This is a genomic window from Ancylobacter mangrovi, assembly GCF_024752355.1.
GTDB classification, from domain to species: domain Bacteria; phylum Pseudomonadota; class Alphaproteobacteria; order Rhizobiales; family Xanthobacteraceae; genus Ancylobacter; species Ancylobacter mangrovi.
The window spans coordinates 288,095-306,173 of record NZ_JANTHZ010000003.1; the positions used below are offsets into that span (position 1 = coordinate 288,095).

Annotated in this window: 15 protein-coding genes; 11 read left to right on the forward strand and 4 right to left on the reverse strand. The window is 70.1% G+C overall.

Features of this window, described 5'->3' with window-relative positions; genetic code table 11:
* Positions 1 to 55: 55 nt before the first annotated feature.
* Entirely contained in the window at positions 56 to 1,090 is a 1,035-nt protein-coding gene (locus NVS89_RS10560) for an aldo/keto reductase (protein WP_258732658.1), read from the forward strand.
* Between the two features lie 42 nt (positions 1,091 to 1,132).
* On the forward strand, positions 1,133 to 2,305 hold the full coding sequence (locus NVS89_RS10565; RefSeq protein WP_258732660.1) for an MFS transporter: 1,173 nt from the start codon (positions 1,133 to 1,135) through the stop codon (positions 2,303 to 2,305).
* 53 nt (positions 2,306 to 2,358) lie between these two features.
* Here NVS89_RS10565 and NVS89_RS10570 read toward each other — a convergent pair whose 3' ends face one another.
* Entirely contained in the window at positions 2,359 to 2,799 is a 441-nt protein-coding gene (locus NVS89_RS10570; RefSeq protein ID WP_258732661.1) for an SRPBCC family protein, read from the reverse strand.
* 318 nt (positions 2,800 to 3,117) lie between these two features.
* On the opposite strand from NVS89_RS10570, the gene NVS89_RS10575 reads away from it, so the two are divergent.
* The 6 genes from NVS89_RS10575 (at position 3,118) to NVS89_RS10600 (ending at position 10,300) form a co-directional block, all read left to right on the forward strand.
* The gene (locus tag NVS89_RS10575; protein ID WP_258732662.1) at positions 3,118 to 3,594 is read left to right on the forward strand and encodes a MarR family winged helix-turn-helix transcriptional regulator; all 477 of its coding nucleotides are present in this window, start codon (positions 3,118 to 3,120) and stop codon (positions 3,592 to 3,594) included.
* Positions 3,595 to 3,746: 152 nt separating this feature from the next.
* On the forward strand, positions 3,747 to 5,144 hold the full coding sequence (locus NVS89_RS10580; RefSeq protein ID WP_258732730.1) for a UbiD family decarboxylase: 1,398 nt from the start codon (positions 3,747 to 3,749) through the stop codon (positions 5,142 to 5,144).
* Positions 5,145 to 5,196: 52 nt separating this feature from the next.
* Positions 5,197 to 6,192, forward strand: a complete 996-nt coding sequence (locus NVS89_RS10585; RefSeq protein ID WP_258732663.1) for a TAXI family TRAP transporter solute-binding subunit — start codon at positions 5,197 to 5,199, stop codon at positions 6,190 to 6,192.
* Between the two features lie 43 nt (positions 6,193 to 6,235).
* The gene (locus NVS89_RS10590) at positions 6,236 to 8,161 is read left to right on the forward strand and encodes a TRAP transporter permease (RefSeq protein ID WP_258732664.1); all 1,926 of its coding nucleotides are present in this window, start codon (positions 6,236 to 6,238) and stop codon (positions 8,159 to 8,161) included.
* Between the two features lie 23 nt (positions 8,162 to 8,184).
* The gene (locus NVS89_RS10595) at positions 8,185 to 9,690 is read left to right on the forward strand and encodes a chlorohydrolase family protein (RefSeq protein ID WP_258732665.1); all 1,506 of its coding nucleotides are present in this window, start codon (positions 8,185 to 8,187) and stop codon (positions 9,688 to 9,690) included.
* Between the two features lie 13 nt (positions 9,691 to 9,703).
* On the forward strand, positions 9,704 to 10,300 hold the full coding sequence (locus tag NVS89_RS10600; protein WP_258732667.1) for a UbiX family flavin prenyltransferase: 597 nt from the start codon (positions 9,704 to 9,706) through the stop codon (positions 10,298 to 10,300).
* Positions 10,301 to 10,316: 16 nt separating this feature from the next.
* On the opposite strand, the gene NVS89_RS10605 is transcribed toward NVS89_RS10600, so the two are convergent.
* Positions 10,317 to 10,955, reverse strand: coding sequence for a TetR/AcrR family transcriptional regulator (locus tag NVS89_RS10605; protein ID WP_258732669.1), 639 nt, complete (start codon positions 10,953 to 10,955; stop codon positions 10,317 to 10,319).
* A gap of 93 nt (positions 10,956 to 11,048) precedes the next feature.
* Here NVS89_RS10605 and NVS89_RS10610 point away from each other — a divergent pair, with 93 nt between their 5' ends.
* From NVS89_RS10610 to NVS89_RS10620, 3 genes are all read left to right on the forward strand, one after another.
* Positions 11,049 to 11,723: an O-methyltransferase gene (locus NVS89_RS10610; protein WP_258732671.1), complete on the forward strand. Its 675-nt coding sequence runs from the start codon at positions 11,049 to 11,051 to the stop codon at positions 11,721 to 11,723.
* A gap of 51 nt (positions 11,724 to 11,774) precedes the next feature.
* Positions 11,775 to 12,512: an SDR family oxidoreductase gene (locus NVS89_RS10615; RefSeq protein ID WP_258732673.1), complete on the forward strand. Its 738-nt coding sequence runs from the start codon at positions 11,775 to 11,777 to the stop codon at positions 12,510 to 12,512.
* A gap of 114 nt (positions 12,513 to 12,626) precedes the next feature.
* On the forward strand, positions 12,627 to 13,685 hold the full coding sequence (locus NVS89_RS10620) for an AI-2E family transporter (RefSeq protein WP_258732675.1): 1,059 nt from the start codon (positions 12,627 to 12,629) through the stop codon (positions 13,683 to 13,685).
* A 29-nt stretch (positions 13,686 to 13,714) separates the two neighbouring features.
* Here the strand turns inward: NVS89_RS10620 and NVS89_RS10625 are convergent, their stop codons facing one another.
* Entirely contained in the window at positions 13,715 to 16,756 is a 3,042-nt protein-coding gene (locus NVS89_RS10625; RefSeq protein WP_258732731.1) for an efflux RND transporter permease subunit, read from the reverse strand.
* Positions 16,756 to 17,844 carry an efflux RND transporter periplasmic adaptor subunit gene (locus NVS89_RS10630; protein ID WP_258732676.1) on the reverse strand — a complete coding sequence of 363 codons (1,089 nt, stop codon included), beginning with the start codon at positions 17,842 to 17,844 and terminating at the stop codon, positions 16,756 to 16,758. The genes NVS89_RS10625 and NVS89_RS10630 overlap by 1 nt, the downstream gene beginning before the upstream one ends.
* Between the last annotated feature and the right edge of the window lie 235 nt (positions 17,845 to 18,079).

Consider the following 18,079-nt stretch of genomic DNA (forward strand, 5'->3'; position numbering starts at 1 on the left):
CGTCCATCTTTGCCGAAACGTCATCATCGACATCATCTCACTTCTGGAGGCGAGCTTGGAATATCGTCAGTTGGGTTCCTCCGGCCTGCGCGTTCCCGTCCTCAGCTTCGGCGCCGGGACCTTCGGCGGCAGCGGGCCGCTGTTCAGCGCCTGGGGCCGCACCGACGCCGCCGAGGCGCGGCGGCTGGTGGACATCTGCCTCGAGGCCGGCGTCAACCTGTTCGACACCGCCGACGTCTATTCGGACGGGGCGTCGGAGCAGGTACTGGGCGAGGCCATCAAGGGGCGCCGCGACGCGGTGCTGATCTCCACCAAGACCGGCCTGCCGGCCGGCGACGGTCCCCATGACTGGGGCGTCTCGCGCAGCCGGCTGATCCGTCAGGTCGAGGCGGCGCTGCGCCGGCTCGGCACCGACCATATCGACCTGCTGCAGCTTCACGCACTCGACGCCTCGACCCCGGTCGAGGAGGTGCTCGGCACGCTCGACACCCTCGTCGCCGCGGGCAAGGTCCGCTACACCGGCGTGTCCAACTATCCCGGCTGGCAGCTCATGAAGGCGCTCGCCGCCGCCGACCGCGACGCGCGCCCGCGCTATGTCGCGCACCAGGTCTATTACTCGCTGATCGGGCGCGCCTACGAGGCCGACCTGATGCCGCTCGGCGCCGACCAGGGCGTCGGCGCGCTGGTGTGGAGCCCGCTCGGCTGGGGCCGGCTGACCGGAAAGATCCGGCGCGGCGCGCCGATCCCCGAGGGCAGCCGCCTGCACGAGACCGCGATCTTCGCCCCGCCGGTCGAGGACGAGCATCTCTACCGCGTCGTCGACGCGCTGGAGGCGGTGGCGGGCGAGACCGGCCGGAGCGTGCCGCAGATCGCCATCAACTGGCTGCTGCAGCGCCCGACCGTCGCCTCGGTCATCATCGGCGCCCGCAATGAGGAGCAGCTTCGCCAGAATCTCGGCGCCGTCGGCTGGTCGCTGACGCCCGAGCAGATGGCGCTGCTCAATGGTGCGAGCGACGTGCTGCCGCCCTATCCGCACACGCCCTACCGCCAGCAGGAAGGCTTCGCCCGCCTCAACCCGCCGCTGGTCTGACCGCAGGCTCCTGCTGCGCCCGTCTCCTCGAAGGCTTCGTTCATGAAACTCAATCCTCCCCTTCTCGCGCTGTCCGCCGGCGCCTTCGGCATCGGCGTCACCGAGTTCGCGCCGATGGGCCTGTTGCCGGTCATCGCCGGCGATCTCGGCGTGTCGATCCCGACCGCCGGGCTGCTCATCAGCGCCTATGCCCTCGGCGTCATGCTGGGGGCGCCGCTGATGACGCTCACCACCGGCCGGGTTCCGCGCCGGACGCTGCTGATCGGCCTGATGGCGATCTTCACCCTCGGCAATCTGATGGCGGCGCTGTCGGACAGCTACGGCATGCTGCTGGCGGCGCGGCTCATCACCTCGCTGAACCACGGCGCCTTCTTCGGCGTCGGCTCGATCGTCGCCGCCGGCCTGGTGCCGGAGAACCGGCGCGCCGGCGCGGTCGCGGCGATGTTCATGGGGCTCACCATCGCCAATGTGGTCGGCGTGCCGCTGGCGACCTGGGTCGGCGACCTGATCGGCTGGCGCGCGGCCTTCTGGGGCATTGCCGGGCTCGGCGTCCTCGCCATGGCCTCGCTGCGCCTGACGCTGCCCTATGTGCCGGCCGAGGCGGGCGGGGACATGGTGTCCGAGCTCAGGGTGCTGGGGCGCGGGCCGGTGCTGCTGGCGCTCGCGCTCACCGTGCTGAGCGCCACCGCCATGTTCACCGTGTTCACCTATATCGCGCCGATCCTGCAGCAGGAGACCCATGCATCGATCTCCTTCGTCACGGCGATGCTGGTGACCTATGGCGTCGGGCTGACGGTCGGCAACTGGCTCGGCGGGCGCTTCGCCGACCGCTCGGTCGACCGCACGCTGATCGTCACGCTGACCTCGCTCGCCGCGCTGCTGGTGGCGTTCGCGCTGGCGATGCCGTTCGCCGGGCCGAGCGCGGTGCTGATCTTCCTGTGGGGGGTGGCGAGCTTCGCGCTGGTGCCGCCGCTGCAGGTGCGGGTGATGACGGCCGCTTCGGCGGCGCCGAACCTCGCCTCCTCGATGAATATCGGCGCCTTCAACCTCGGCAATGCCGCTGGCGCGGCGCTGGGCGGGGCGGTGATCGGCGGCGGGCTGGGCTATCCGGCGGTCGCGCTTGCCGGCGCGGTGGCGGCCGCCTCCGGCCTCGTGCTGGTGCTGGCCATGACGCAGCGCCAGGGCCGGCGCGTCGCCGCCTGCCCCGCGCGCTGAGCGGAAACGCGGGCCCCATCCCGGCGCGCAGTTCGCGCCGGGAGACCGGGCTCCTAGCGGATGTCCGGCTCGACCAGGCTGGCGAGGTTGCGCAGCGAATCCTGCCAGCCGAGATAGCACGCCTCGGGCGGGATGGCGTCCGGGATGCCGGCCTGCTCGATCTCGATCTCGGTGCCGACCGAGACCTTCTTCAGCGTGACGCTGACCCGCATCTCGCCGGGCAGGTTCGGGTCGTCGAAGCGGTCCGTGTAGCGCAGGCGCTCGCCCGGCACGAGCTCGTCATAAGTACCGCCGAAGGCGTGGCTGTCGCCGGTGGTGAAGTTGCGGAACGACATGCGGAAGCTGCCGCCGACCTTGGGCTCGAAATGGTGCACGGTGCAGGCGAAGCCGGCGGGCGGAAGCCATTTCGCCAGCGCATCCGGCTCGAGGAACGCACGGTAGACCTTATCCGGGCTGGTGGCCAGGACGCGATGCAGATGGATCGTGCTGGGCATTCCCGCTCCTCCTCACGACGTGGTGGCGCGGCTTCCCGGGCGCCCCGGGGCCGGCGCGGCGCAGAATGAGCGCCGCAGGTGTAAAACGCCACTCCCCAGCGTCACGTCCCGCGCGCGCCGCCGACCGGGAATCGGCCCGCGCGACGCCTCGATCCAGCGTGGCGAGCGGGCGCCGACGAGAGGGGCTGCACATTTATCGGGCCGCGGGTTCCGTTGCGTCGTCTCCGCCTCGAGGCGCGCCGGGCGCATGAAAACGCTTGGATTCCGCGCCCTTTTCGGCGAATGCGGAGGATCGGCCGGGTCCAGCGGAGCAAGCGCGTGTCGGATGATGTGAAGATCGAGGGCGAGAGCCTGTTCCGGCGTCCCGGCTTCCTGGTGCGCCGGCTCCACCAGATCTATGTCGCGATCTACCTGAAGGAGTGCGAGCGCTTCGGCACCACGCCGGTGCAGACCAGCGTCATGCAGGTGCTGCGGATGAAGCCCGGCCTCGACCAGGCGGCGCTTGCCGCCGAGATCGGCATGGACCGCACCACCACCTCCAACGTGCTGACGCGGCTGGAGAAGCGGGGCGTGGTCCGGCGCGAGGAATCGCCCAAGGACCGGCGCCTGCGGCTCGCCTTCCTGACGCCGGAGGGCGCCGCCATGCTGGCCGAGATGCAGACCGCGCTCGATGCCGCGCATACGCGGCTGATCGCCCCGCTTCCGGCCGCCGAGCGGGCGCAGTTCATCCGCCACCTGTCGCTGCTGGTGGAGTCGAATAACGGCATGGGACGGACGGTCCTGCGCAATCTCTAGGCGCCTTCTGCCGAATGTTTGGCATTGAAAGCACCTGAGTCGTCAGCAAACTGATGATCTCTGACGGCCGGCCCGGCGCTCCGGATCAAGGTGGCGCGCATGGATGGCGGCAAGAACGTCAGTATACTGACGAGTTGACGAGGTGCTTGAGCGTGACCGACCGGGTGGATGATCAGAGCCTTCGCGGCTTCCTCGCGATGGTGCAGGAGCGCTTCCCCGAGGAATTCCTGCGGGTGAGCGAGCGGGTGGATTCGCGCCTCGTGCCGACGGCGATGGTGCTGGAGCTCGACCGCGCCGGGCAGAGCCCGGTGGTGATGTTCGACCGGCTGGGCGATTTCGACATGCCCTGCGTCACCAATGTCGCCGCCAACCGCCGGCTGCTGGCCGCCTGCCTCGGCGTCGAGCCCTCGGCGCTGCCGACCGCCTTCCGCGACCGCAGCCAGAACCCGATCCCCTGCGAGGTGGTGGAGCGGGCCGCGTGGGACGAGGTGGTGCTGGAGGGCGACGCGCTCGACCTGACGAAGCTGCCCATCCCCTACCAGTTCACGGTCGACGCGGCGCCCTACATCACCGCCGGCCAGGTCACGGCGCGCGACCCGCTCACCGGCGTCGACACGACCGGGTTCCACCGCCTGATGCTGAAGGACAAGAACCGGCTCGGCGTCTCGCTGCATTCGCGCCGGCGCATGTACGAGTATCACCGCCGGGCCGAGGAGCGCGGTGAATCGCTGCCCGCCGCCATCACCATCGGCGTGCACCCGCTCCACTATATGGGCTCGATGACCTACGCCTACGGCGCGGACGTGCGCAAATACGAGATCATCGGCGCGCTGTTCGGCGAGCCCTACCGGCTCGCCCGCTGCGGGGTCGGCGATCTCGAGGCGCCGGCCGGGGCGGAGATGGTGATCGAGGGCGAGATCCTCGCCGGCGTGCACGAGCCGGAAGGGCCGTTCGGCGAGTTCACCGGCTACGCCTCGTACCGCAGCACGCAGAACGTGTTCGTCGCCCACCGCCTGCGCATGCGCCGCGACGCCTTCTTCCACAGCGTCACCTCCGGCATGTCGAAGGACCACATCCTCATCTCCTGCGTCACCCGCGAGGGCGAGATCCTCAACGCGCTGCGCCGCAACCTGCCGAACGTGACCGGGGTGCACGTGCCGCACTCGACCTGCGGCGCGTTCCTCGCGGTGATCGCGATGAAGAAGACCGCCGAGGGCGAGCCGCAGATGGCGGCCATGGCGGCGCTCGCCACCGAGCTCTACACAAAATACGTGATCGTGGTGGACGACGACGTCGACATCTTCGACCTCAACGACGTGTTCTGGGCCATCGCCACCCGCGTCCACGCGGAGAAGGACATCTTCTTCGTGCCCGGCGCCAAGGGCGCGATCATCGACCCGAGTTCCGACCCGAAGGACTTCACCCTCACCAAGATGGGCATCGACGCCACCCGTCCCTCCGGGCGGGAATTCGCCGAGCGCCTGGTCGTTCCGGACGAGGCGCGCGAGCGCGCCCGTTCGATCCTCCGCGGAGCGGGAATCACCCTCTGACCCCGCATCGCCTCGCGCAACTGGCCAGTTCCGGCCGCCACAGGAGAAGACGATGAACAGACTGAGCGTTTTCTGCATGAGCCTGGCATTCGCGGCCACGACGGCCCTCAGCGCCGCGGTCGCGGACGAGCCCGTGAAGCTGCGCTTCGGCACGGTGGGCGTCGGCTCGGCCTGGTACAATTACGGCGCCGGCATCGCGGACCTCGTCGGTCCCAAGCTGCCCAAGGGCTCCACCATCGACGTGCTGCCGATCGCCGGCGGCGTGGGCAACATCAAGCTGATCCAGAACGGTGAGGCCGAGCTCGGCATCAGCTTCGCGGTCACCTCGGCGGAGGCCTGCGGCGGCTTCGGCACCTTCCCCGAGAAGCAGGACAAGGTGATGGGCCTGATCGGCGGGCTCGACACCTATTACTTCGGCACCTTCGTCACCAAGTCGTCCGGCGTCACCTCGTGGCAGGACATCGTCGACGGCAAGAACAAGTTCCACCTGCTGACCACCAAGGCCGGCGGCACCGGCGAGCAGGCGGTGCGCCAGGTGCTCTCGCTGATGGGCTCCAGCAAGGACGACGTCGCGGCCAAGGGCGGCATGATCGAGCCCTCCACGCGCTCGGGCACCGCCGAGATCATCAAGGACGGGCAGGCCGACGGCTGGGCCCATGTGGTGACCAAGGGCCACCCCGCCGCCACCCAGATCACCACCGTCAATGACATGATCATGATCCCGCTGCCGGACGACGTGATCAAGGGCATGGTGGAGAAGTACGGCTGGTCGGCCGTGACCGTGCCGCCGAACACCTTCAAGGGCCAGACCGAGCCGGTGAAGACGGTGCGCGCGGCCTCCAACATCCTGATCGCCAAGAGCGTGCCGGACGACGTCGCCTACACCTTCGCCAAAATGCTGGTGGAGAACGCCGCCGCGCTGCCGAAGATCCACGCCGCGCTGTCCGACTTCGATCCCAAGATGGCCGCCGACCCGGCGCTGAACGGCAATTGCCCGATCCATCCCGGCGCGGCCAAGTACTACCGCGAAGCCGGCCTGATGAAGTAGGCGCGCCAGGCGCCGGAATGAAGCTCAGCGGAGGCCAGTAGCCATGGTTCTGTCTCCCCGCCACGCGAGGCTGCTGCTGGGCGCGATCGCCCTCGGCCTCGCCGCCGTGCAGTTCATTCCGGTCTTCATGGGCCGGGCGCTCTACGAGATCTCGCTGCTCTCGGCCCATGTCGGCGCGACCACCGCCATCGTCTACCTGATGGTCGGCCAGTCCGGCCGGCGCAAGGAAGGCGAGGGGGTGCCGGTGCTCGACCTCGTCTGCGCCCTGCTCGCGCTCGCCTGCGCGGTCTATTTCTTCCGCCAGGGCGGGCGCGTGGCGGAGCGGATCGAGGGCGTCGATCCGGTCTATACCTCCGACTATGTGTTCGGCATTGTGCTGATCCTGCTGCTGGTCGAGGCCGCGCGGCGGATCGCCGGCATCGTGCTCGCCGCGCTCGCGGTACTGTTCATCGTCTATGTCTTCGCCGGCCCGTATCTGCCGGGACCGCTCGCCCATAGCGGCATGTCGCTGAAGCGCTTCATCGACCTGCAGGTGCTGTCCGACCAGGGCATCTTCGGCACGCCGATCTCGGCCTCGGCCAACATGGTGTTCTACTTCGTCATCGTCGGCGCGTTCCTGGAGCGCTCCGGGGCGGGGCGGCTGTTCGTCGATCTCGCCTATTGCGCCACCGGCCGCGCCTGGGGCGGGGCGGCGAAGGCGGGCGTGGTCTCCTCCGGCCTGTTCGGCACGGTGTCGGGCAGCGCGGTCGCCAACGTCCTGATGAGCGGGGTCGTCACCATCCCGCTGATGCGGCGCACCGGCTTCAAGGCCAATTTCGCCGGCGCGGTGGAGGCCACCGCCTCGACCGGCGGCCAGCTTGCCCCGCCGGTGATGGGGGCGGCGGCCTTCATCCTCGCCGACATCGTCGGCGTCAGCTACGGCACGGTGGCCTATGCCGCGATCGTGCCGGCGGCGCTGTTCTATCTCTCGCTCTACGTGCTGGTCGACAGCCATGCGCGCCGCCACGGCCTGGCGCCGAACAAGGACCTGCCGCTCGCCGAATCCTGGCGCGGCTTCCGCGAGCGCTGGCACGTGTTGCTTCCGCTGGTGCTGATGGTCTACCTGCTCACCTCGCAATATTCGCTGATGCGGGTCGGCGCCGTGACCATGGTGGCGATCATCGTGGTGAGCTGGCTGCGTCCCGTCACCCGGCTCGGCCTCAAGGACATCTATGCCGCGCTGGTCTCGGGCGCGCGCAGCGCGGCGGAGGTGGCGGTGCCCTCGGCGGTCGCCGGCATCATCGTCGGCGCGCTGGTGCACACCGGCATGGCGTTGCATCTCGAACGCTGGCTGCTCGACGTCGCCGGCAGCTCGCTGTTCGTCTCGCTGCTGGGGGCGATGTTCCTGACGCTGGTGTTCGGCATGGGTATGCCGACCGCCGCCGCCTATCTGGTCGCCGCCATCCTGGTCGGCCCGGCGCTGCAGAATCTCGGCGTGCCGCCGCTGGAGGCGCACCTGTTCATCTTCTACTTCTCGGTGCTGTCGATGGTGACGCCGCCGGTGGCGCTCGCCGCCTATGCCGCGGCGGGGGTGAGCGGGGGCTCGCTGTGGACCACCGGGCTGATCTCGTTCGGCCTCGCCATTCCCGGCTTCATCATCCCCTTCGCCTTCGTGTCCGATCCTTCGCTGCTGCTGCAGGGCGACGCGCTCGACATCGTGCGCACGGTCGGCACCGCGGTGGTCGGAGTGTGCGCGACCGCCGCCGCCTCGGGCGGGTTCGCGCTCGGCCGGCTGTCGACGCCCGCGCGCGCGGCGCTGTTCGCCGGCGGCGTGCTGCTGATCGTGCCGGACAACGCCTCCGAGATCGCCGGCCTCGTCCTGCTCGTGCTGGTGATGGGCTGGCAGCTGCGCTTCGCCCGCGGGCAGGCGGGCGCGGCGGGCGGCGGGGCGGCAAAGCCCGACGCCTGCTCCGAGACATCCACCTCCTGAAGAGTCCGAGGATCGCTCGTCCGATGCGTACGAAAATCGAAGCCGGCTGGATCGTCGGCCATGAGAAGGGCCACCACACGCTGCTGCGCGACGGGGTGGTGGTGTTCGAGGGCAACCGGATCATCCATGTCGGCCCGTCCTTCGAGGGCGAGGTGGACCGCACGATCGACGCCCGGGGCAAGCTCGTCACGCCCGGCTTCATCGACACCCACGTGCATTCGGGCCACCGCGCCTCGCACCGGCTGATCTCCGACACCGGCCGGCCGATCTATTACGGCCAGCCCTTCCTTGAGATCAGCGTGCCGAAGGAAGGCGCGACGGTGAGCGGGGATGCGCGCTACCTCAAGCACGGCGATCCCGGCGCGGAGGCGGCGTTCGCGCGCAACGCCACCTTCACCGTGGCCGAGCTGCTGCGCAACGGCGTGACCACCTTCATCGAGTTCGGCAGCCAGCTAAAGGTGCAGGACGCGCTGCTGGCGGAGGTCTCCCGGCTCGGCACCCGCGCCTATCTGGCGCCGGGCTATGATTGCGGGCGCTGGGTGGGCGACGAGCAGGGCCGGCTGAAGCGCGTGCGCGACGACAAGCTCGGCCTCGACGGGCTCGAAGTGGCGCTCGACTGGATCGCTCGCAATGACGGCGCCGCCGGCGGGCGGGTGCGCGGCATATTGGTGCCGCGCGAGGTGGAGACGGCGAGCCTCGAGCTGCTGCGCCGTACCCGCGAGGCGGCGGACGAGCTCGGCCTGCCGATGGCGACCCACGCTGCCTACAGCGTGATCGAGTTCTACGAGACCGTGCGCGAATACATGATGACGCCGATCGAGGTGCTGGACAGCCTCGGCATGCTGCGCCCGACGCTGAACATCGGGCACGGCAACTTCATCTCCGACAACCCGAACCTGAATTTCGCGCGCAAGGACGATCTGCGCCTGATGGGCGAGGCGGGCGTCAGCATCTCGCACTGCCCGATCAACATCGTGCGGCGCTCGCGCACGCTGGACAGCTGGGAGAGCTACCGCGCGGCGGGGGTGAACATCTCGATCGGCTCGGACACCTATCCGCGCGACATGATCATGAACATGCGCACCGCCTCCTATCTCGGCAAGGTGATGAGCCACACCTACCTCGCCGCCACGGCCGGGCAGGCGCTGGAGGCGGCGACGCTGGGCGGCGCCCGATCGGTGGGGCGCGACGACCTCGGGCGCCTCGCGCCGGGCGCGCTCGCCGACATCGTCATCATCGACCAGTCGGGCCGCAACTCGCTGCGCTACGGGCCGGTGCGCGACCCGGTCAAGAGCCTCGTCGAATGCGGCGTGGGCGACGATGTGGACACGGTGATCGTCGACGGCGAGATCCGCATGGAAAACGGCATCATCCCCGGCGTCGACTTCGGAGAGCTGAACGCCTGGGCGCAGCAGGCGGGCGAGGCGGTGTGGGACAGCCTTGCGCAATGGGACCCGCTCGGGCGCAGCGCCGAGGAGGCCTGCCCCTGGTGCTACCCCGCCGCCGGCTTCGCCTGTGAGCCGGTGTGAGGGACGCGCGCGGATGAGCGGTGGGACGAAGCCGATCGTCGTCGGCATCAGCGGCGCCTCGGGGGCGGTGCTCGGGGTGCGGCTGCTCGACGTGCTGGCGGGCCTCGGCATCGAGAGCCATCTGGTGATGACGCGCTCGGCGCAGGTGACGCTGGCGCACGAGACCGACCTGAAGGTGGCCGACGTGCATGCGCGCGCCAGCGTGGTCCATTCGGTGGACAATATCGGCGCGGCGATCTCGAGCGGCTCGTTCCCGACCGCCGGGATGATCGTCGCCCCATGCTCGATCCGCTCGATGTCGGAGATCGCCACCGGCGTGACCTCCAACCTGCTGACCCGGGCCGCCGACGTGGTGCTGAAGGAGCGCCGGCGGCTGGTGCTGCTGGTGCGCGAGACGCCGCTCCATCTCGGCCATCTGCGCTCGATGACGCAAGTGACCGAGATGGGCGCCATCGTCATGCCGCCGGTGCCCGGCTTCTATGTGCGCCCTGAGAGCGTCGACGACATCGTCGACCACACGATCGGGCGCGCGCTCGACCTGTTCGGCATCGACGCCGGCATCTTCCGGCGCTGGACCGGCGCCCGCATGCCCTCGCCGGGGCGGGACTGACGGCCGGGGGGCCTCGCTATGCCGGGCGGCGCTCGATCTCCCTCAGATAGGCGCAGAACATGTCGGCCATCGCCCCCGCATAGGCGGTGATCTCGGCCGGGCTGCGCGGGCTTTCCGAGAATTCCTTGGCGGCCGCGCCGAGCGTGGTGATGATCACCTCGCCCGCGAGTTCGCGCGTCGCCTCGCCGACGCCCGGCAGCGCCTCGCGCATGAAGCGGTGGAACAACAGGTCGCCGGAGGCCATCACCTCCTGCACCTCGGGCGCGTCGCGGTAGAGCGGGGCGGCGTCGTCGAGCGCGCCGCGCATCGGCGCCTCGTCGCATTCCGAGCGCACGAAGGCCTCGACCAGGCGTCGCAGCCGGTCGAGCGGCGGCGTGCCGCCATCCTCGAGGATGGTGCGCATCAGTTCGATGGTCTGGTGCCATTCCTCGCTCTGCAGGCGGAACAGGATCGCCGCCTTGTTGGGGAAGTACTGGTAGAGCGAGCCGATGCTCACACCCGCCTTCTCCGCCACCCGCGCGGTGGTGAAACGCGCCGCCCCCTCGCTCGCCAGAACCTGAGTCGCTGCATCCAGAATCGCCGCAACGAGTGCCTCCGAGCGCGCCTGCTGGGGACGTTTTCGAAACGATATCAGAGGCTTCGGGTGGTCGGCCACGGGGCGCTCCGGGAATGCGAATAGAGAACGCGAGTAATTCGTCGTATTTCTAACCCAACACGACATCGCATTCCTTTGCAACCGGAGACACCCATGACCACCCTGACCACGGCGCCGGTGGCGCCGCTCATCGCCGACCTGTTCGCGCAGGCCGAGAATGCCTGGTCGGCGACGCCCTCGGTCGCCACCTACTGGTCGGCGCTGACCGTGCCCGAGCGCGACCGCCTCATGCGCAGCACCACGGACTACGCCGACCTCTACGCCCGCCTGAAGGACCTGCCGCTCGCCGTCTCGCCGCAGACCGGGACGCTGCTCTACATGCTGGCGCGGGCGACGCGGGCCCGCAGCATCGTCGAGTTCGGCACCTCGTTCGGCGTCTCGACCCTGCACCTCGCGGCGGCGCTGAGGGACAATGGCGGCGGCCGGCTGATCACCGGCGAGTTCGAGCCCTCCAAGGTGGCGCGGGCGCGCGCGAACCTCGCGGCCGGCGGCCTCGACGACCTCGTCGAATTCCGGCTGGGCGACGCACTCGAGACGCTCGCCGCCGACCTTCCCGAGAGCGTCGACCTGCTGCTGCTTGACGGCGCCAAGGGCCTCTATGCCGCGGTGCTGAAGCTCGTCGAGGACCGGCTGCGGCCCGGCGCGCTGGTGGTCGCCGACAACGCCGATTTCTGCCCGGACTATCTCGAGCGCGTGCGCTCGCCCGAGCAGGGCTACCTGTCGGTGCCGTTTGGCGGCGACGTCGAGGTCTCGATGCGGATCGCCTGAACCGCTCCCCGCCGCCCGCCCCATGCCCGATGCAAGACGAGGTCATCCATCATGTCCGACACCCTTCGAACCGCGATCGTCACCGGCGCCTCAAGGGGCATCGGCGCGGCGCTCGCCCGCCGCCTCGCCGTCGACGGCTTCCGCACGGTGGTCAACTACGCTTCCAGCGCCAGTGAGGCGGAGGCGGTGGTCGCCGCCATCGAAGCGGCCGGCGGGAGCGCCATCGCCCTGCGCGCCGACGTCGCCGATCCTTCGGCCGTGGCCGATCTGTTCGACCGCGCGGAGGCCGTCTTCGGCCCGGTCGACGTGCTGGTGAACAATGCCGGCATCAGCGCGATCGCGCCGCTCGCGGCGGTCACCGACGACGACTTCCAGCGCGTCGTCGCGGTCAACCTCACCGGCGCGTTCAACGGCATGCGCGAGGGCGCGCGGCGCGTGCGCGACGGCGGGCGCATCATCAACCTCTCGACCAGCCTGATCGGCGCCTATCTTCCCGCCCACGGCGTCTATGTGGCGACCAAGGCGGCGGTGGAGGGGCTGACCCATGTGCTGGCAAAGGAGCTCGGCTCCCGCCGGGTGACGGTCAACGCGGTGGCGCCGGGCCCGGTCGGCACCGAGCTGTTCTATGCCGGCCGCTCGCCGGAGATGGTCCAGCGCCTCGTCGCCGACATCCCGCTCGGCCGGCTGGGCGAGCCCGACGACATCGCCCGCGTGGTCTCCTTCCTCGCCGGGCCGGACGGCGGCTGGGTGAGCGGACAGGTCATCAAGGCGAATGGCGGGCGCAACTGACGCCCGCGGGCGCTGATGCGCGCGCCGCCTTGTGGGCAAGTCGACCTCGGGGCGATTATCCGTGCCGCCGCTTCCCTTATCCGGCTATGGTGAGGCAATGGCCGATAGGTGTCCATGAGCGTGCGTGCCACTTCCATTCTGCTCGGTATCTGCGCCGCGGTCCTTGCCGGCGGCGCGTGCTATTTCGCCCGCGGGCTGATCGCGCCGGTGGCGTTCGCGCTGTTCGTCATCGCCCTCGTCTGGCCGCTCCAGGCCCGGTTGCAGGCGCGCATGGCGAAGCTGCCGGCGATGGCGGTCAGCCTCTCGGTGACCATCCTCGTCATCGGGGCGCTGGGCTACGCCACCGTGTGGGGGCTGAGCCAGACCGGGCGCTGGCTGATCGTCAACGCCGCCCGCTTCCAGGCCATCTACACCGAGACCACCACCTGGCTCGAGGGCCATGGCCTGTACTCCGCCGGCATGCTGGCGGACACCTTCAACGTCGGCTGGCTGATCGGCATGTTCCAGGGTCTGGCCGGGCGGCTGAACGCCATGCTCGGCTTCGCGGTGGTGACGCTGGTCTATGTGATGCTCGGCCTGCTCGAGGTCGACATCATGCGCGCCAAGCTCGCCGGCGAAGCGGGCGAGGCGGGGCGCCGGCTGCTGCGCGCGAGCGCGGCGGTGGCGGCGAAGTTCCGCACCTACATGATGGTGCGCACGGTGATGAGCGTGCTCACCGGCCTGTTCGTGTGGGCGGTGACGGCGGCGCTCGGGCTCGACCTCGCGCCAGCCTTCGGCGTGATCGCCTTCGCGCTGAACTACATCCCCTTCATCGGGCCGCTGGTGGCGACGCTGCTGCCGACCTTCTTCTCGCTGGCGCAGTTCGGCTCGTGGGAGACGGCGGTGCTGGTGTTCGTCGCCATGAACGTGATCCAGTTCTTCTCCGGCAGCTATATCGAGCCGCGCGTGGCGGGCCGGGCGCTCGCCATGTCGCCGTTCCTGGTGCTGCTGTCGGTGTTCTTCTGGTCGTTCATGTGGGGCATGGCCGGGGCCTTCATCGGCGTGCCGCTGGTGATCGCCGCGCTCACCTTCTGCGAGGAGGGCGAGGAGACGCGCTGGATCGCGCGGCTGCTGTCGGGCCGCGAGGAGCCGCCGGCCTCACCTCCCGCCGACGCGGTGGCGGGGCCGCTCTAGGCGGACGACTTCGGCGGCGCGTGGTGCGCTCAGGGCGTCGCCGGTGGGCGCCGTTCGCGGCTGGTGGCGAGATAGAGCGCCGGCAGGAACAGCAGCGTCAGCAGGGTGGCGACCAGCAGCCCGCCCATGATGGCGAACGCCATCGGCCCCCAGAACACGGTCGGCGCGATGGGGATCATGCCGAGCACGGTGGAGACGGCGGTCAGCATGATCGGCGTGAAGCGGGCGCAGGAGGCGTCGACCACCGCCTCGCGCACGGCCTTGCCGGCGGCGCGCTCGGCCTCGATCTGGCCGATCAGGATGACGGCGTTCTTGATGATCATGCCGATCAGCGCCAGCACGCCGAGAATGGCGACGAAGCCGAGCGGGCGGTTGGAGACCAGCAGCGCCAGCACCACGCCGATAAGCCCCAGCGGGGCGACGCTGAGCACGATGAAGGTGAGCGAGAAGCGGCGGAGCTGGAACATCAGCACGGTGAGCATGATGAGCAGCATCAGCGGCACCACCGCCTGCACCGAGGCGAGCGAGGAGGCGCTCTCCTCGACCGTGCCGCCGGTCTCGATGCGGTAGCCGGCCGGCAGGGTCTTGGCGAGCTCGGCGATCCTGGGGCCGAGCTGGTCCACCACCGTCTCGGGCAGCACGCCCTCGACGATGTCGGACTGGACGGTAAGGGTGGGCAGCCGGTCGCGGCGCCAGACCAGCGGCTGGGTCTGGGCGTAGTCGAAGGTGGCGAACTGGCTCAGCGGCACGGTGCGCCCGCCGGGCAGCGGCACCTGCAGCGTGCGCAGCGTGTCGAGCGAGACGCGCTGCTCGTCGGTCGCGCGCAGCACCACGTTGACGAGGTAGATGTCGTCGCGCACCTGTGTCACCGGCGCGCCGGTCACCACCGTGTTCAGCACCGCGCCGATGGCGGCGGTGGAGAGGCCGAGCAGCCGGGCCTGGTCCTGGTTCACATGGACGCGGATCTCGCGCGCGGGCTCGATCCAGTCATAGTTGACGGTGCGCGTCAGCGGGTCGGCGGCGATGACCTCGGCAAGCTTCAGCGCGATGTCGCGCACTTGGGTGAGGTCGGTGCCGACCACGCGGTACTGGATCGGCCAGCCCACCGGTGGGCCGAGCTCGAGCGGCGAGACGCGGCTCACCACCGAGGGGAAGTCCTCCGCCAGCAGCTTGACGAGGCGCGCGTGCAGGCGCTCGCGCGCCTCGACGTCCTTCGCCACCACCACCGCCTGGCCGAAGAAGTCGTTGGGGAGATGGGCGTTGAGCGGCAGGTAGAAGCGGATGGCGCCGCGCCCGACATAGCCGCTCCAGCGGTCGACGTCGGGATCGCCCTTCAGCGCGGCGTCGAGCCGCTCCATCGCCCGCTCGGTGGCGTAGATGGAGGCGTTCTGCGGGAGCTGGAGGTCGACCAGCAGCTCGGGCCGGTCGGAGGAGGGGAAGAACTGGCGCGGGATCAGCGGCATCAGCAGCACCGCGGCGACGAACAGGGCCAGCGTGATCGCCACCGTGACCCAGCGCGCGGCGAGCGCGGCCGAGAGCAGGCCGCGATAGACCCGCATCACCCGTCCCGGCTCGCCGCCGGCGCTCTTCGGCGGCTTCAGGATGACGAGGCCGATCAGTGGCGCGAACAGCACCGCCACCAGCCACGACACCAGCAGCGCGACCGCCACCACCGCGAACAGGGTGAAGGTGTATTCGCCCGCCGAGGAGGCGGCGAAGCCCACCGGCACGAAGCCGGCGATGGTCACCAGCGTGCCGGCCAGCATGGCGAAGGCATAGGTCCTGAACGCGTAGACCGCCGCCACCTCCTTGCGCTCGCCGGCCGCGAGGCGCCCGAGCGTGGCGTCGGTGGTGGTCATGGCGTCGTCCACCATCAGCGCCAGGGCGATGATGAGCGCGCCGAGCGAGATGCGCTGCATGTCGATGTTGAGCAGCCACATGACGGCGAACACGCCGGCCAGCGTCAGCGGGATGGTGAGCGCCACCATCAGCCCGGCGCGCAGGCCGAGGGCGATGAAGCTCACTACCAGGATGATGAGGATCGCCTGCCAGAGCGAGGTCATGAACTCGGTGATGGCGCTGCGCACCGTCACCGCCTGGTCGGCGACGAGGTGCGGCTCGATGCCGATCGGCAGCTCGGCCGTGATCTCGGCCATGGCCTGCTCGACATTGTGCCCGAGCTGGAGGATGTCGCCGCCCTCGCGCATCGAGATGGCGAGGCCGATCGCCGGCTCGCCATTGACGCGGAACATCGGCCGCGGCGGGTCGACATAGCCGCGCCGCACGGTGGCGATGTCGGACAGGCGCAGCATCCGCCCGCCGACGGCGAAATTGATGTTGGCGATGTCCTGCTCGGAGCCGAAGGCGCCGGTGACGTCGATCGCCAGCTTCTCGTCGCCAGTCTGGATGGTGCCGGCGGGCTGCACCACGTTCTGCGCCTGCAGCGCGGCGACCAGCGCGCTGCGGTCGATGCCGAGCGTCGCCAGCTCGCGCATCGAGAACTCGACGAAGATCTGCTCGTCCTGCTCGCCCAGCAGCTCGATCTTGGCGACGTCCGGCACGTTGAGCAGCCGCGAGCGCGCCCGCTCGACATAGTCGCGCAGCTCGCGATGGGTGAAGCCGTCGGCGGTGAAGCCGTAGATCAGGCCGAACGTGTCGCCGAACTCGTCGTTGAAGCCGGGGCCCACCACCCCCGCCGGCAGGGTGTGGCGCATGTCGCCGACGCTCTTGCGCACATGGTACCAGACGTCCGGCACCTCGGCGGCGGTGGTGCTGTCCTTGAGGTCGACGAAGATGGTGGTGACGCCGGGCCGGGTGTAGCTGCGGATATGGTCGAGATTCGGCGTCTCCTGCAGCGTGCGCTCGAGCCGCTCGGTCACCTGCTGCAGCGTGTCCTCGATGCTCGCGCCCGGCCAGGCGGCCTGCACCACCATGGTCTTGATGACGAAGGAGGGGTCCTCGGCGCGGCCGAGCCGGGAATAGGCGAACAGGCCGGCGCCGACGACCGCGATCATGAAGTAGATGACCAGCGAGCGCTCGCGCACCGCCCATTCGGAAAGGTTGAAGCGCATCACGACCCCGCGCCGAGCAGGCGGACCTTCTGCCCGGGATGCAGCGCCTGCACCCCGGCCGTGACCACCACCTCGCCGGCCGACAGGCCCGAGGCGACGCCGACCTCGGCCGGCGAGAAGCTGCCCACCTCGATATTGCGCAGCGCGACCGTCTGGCTGGATGTATCGACCACCCAGACCGCCGGCTTGCCGTTGGCCGCGGTGAGGGCGGAGGCGGGGATCTCGATCATCGGGTCGTTGGAAAGCCGCACCCGGCCGTCGACGGTGGCGCCGAGCCGCATCGCCTCGGGCGGGTTGTCGAGGCCGACGCGCACGCGGAAGGTGCGGGTCACCGGGTCGGCCTGCGGCGCCACCTCGCGCACGCGGCCGGTGGCGGTCACGCCCGGGTCGTCGCTGAGCGAGACGGTGATGACCGCGTCGGCCGGCGACGAGCGAAGCATCTGCGCGGGAACGTCGAACACCGCGTCGCGCCCGCCCTTGCGGGCGAGCTGGAGGATCATCTGCCCGGCCTGCACCACCTCGCCGGGCTCGGCGCCGCGGGCGGTCACGGTGCCCGGCGCGTCGGCGACGAGGTCGGTGTAGCCGACATTGTCCTCGGCGATCTTGAGCTGCGCCTCGGCATCGTCCACCGCGGACTGCGCCGCCTGCTGGGCGGTGCGCGCGGCGTCGTGATTGGCGCGGGTGGTGAAGCCGTTTGCGATCAGCCGGTCCTGCCGCTCGAAGGTGTTGGCCGCGGTGACGAGCTGGCTCTCGGCGGCGGTGAGCGCCGCGCGCGCCGAGCGCAGCGTGTTGAGCGCGTTCTGCGGGTCGAGGCGGGCGACCACCTGGCCCGCCTTCACCTGGTCGCCGACATTGGCGCTGCGCTCGATCATCCGTCCGCCGACGCGGAAGGAGAGCGCGGCCTGGTCCTGCGCCTCGACCTGGCCGGTGAAGGTGACGAGCTGGCCGCCCTGGCCCTTGTCGACCGTGATCACGCGGACCGGGCGCGGGGGCGGCGCCTCCGCTTCCGTCTGCTCGCCGCAGCCCGCGAGAAGAAGAGACGCGACGAGTGCAACGACACTCGCCCAGGGCCCCGCCGCCGTCGTCATGCCGTTCCGTCCTCTCGCCATGCCTCGCCCCGGGGATATGACGATCCGCCGGTTCGGCACCCGGAATCGCGGGCGCGTCCTCGCGCCTCGACGGCCGGCTGCCGCAACTGAGCGGCGCCATTATACACGGGTGAAAGGCGAAGAAAGCCGCGTTCCGTCCCGATCCTGTGCGCGATGTCCCGCCAGGCGGAGAATTCGCGTGCGGCGCACAAGACGATGGGTCGGCACTATTGCC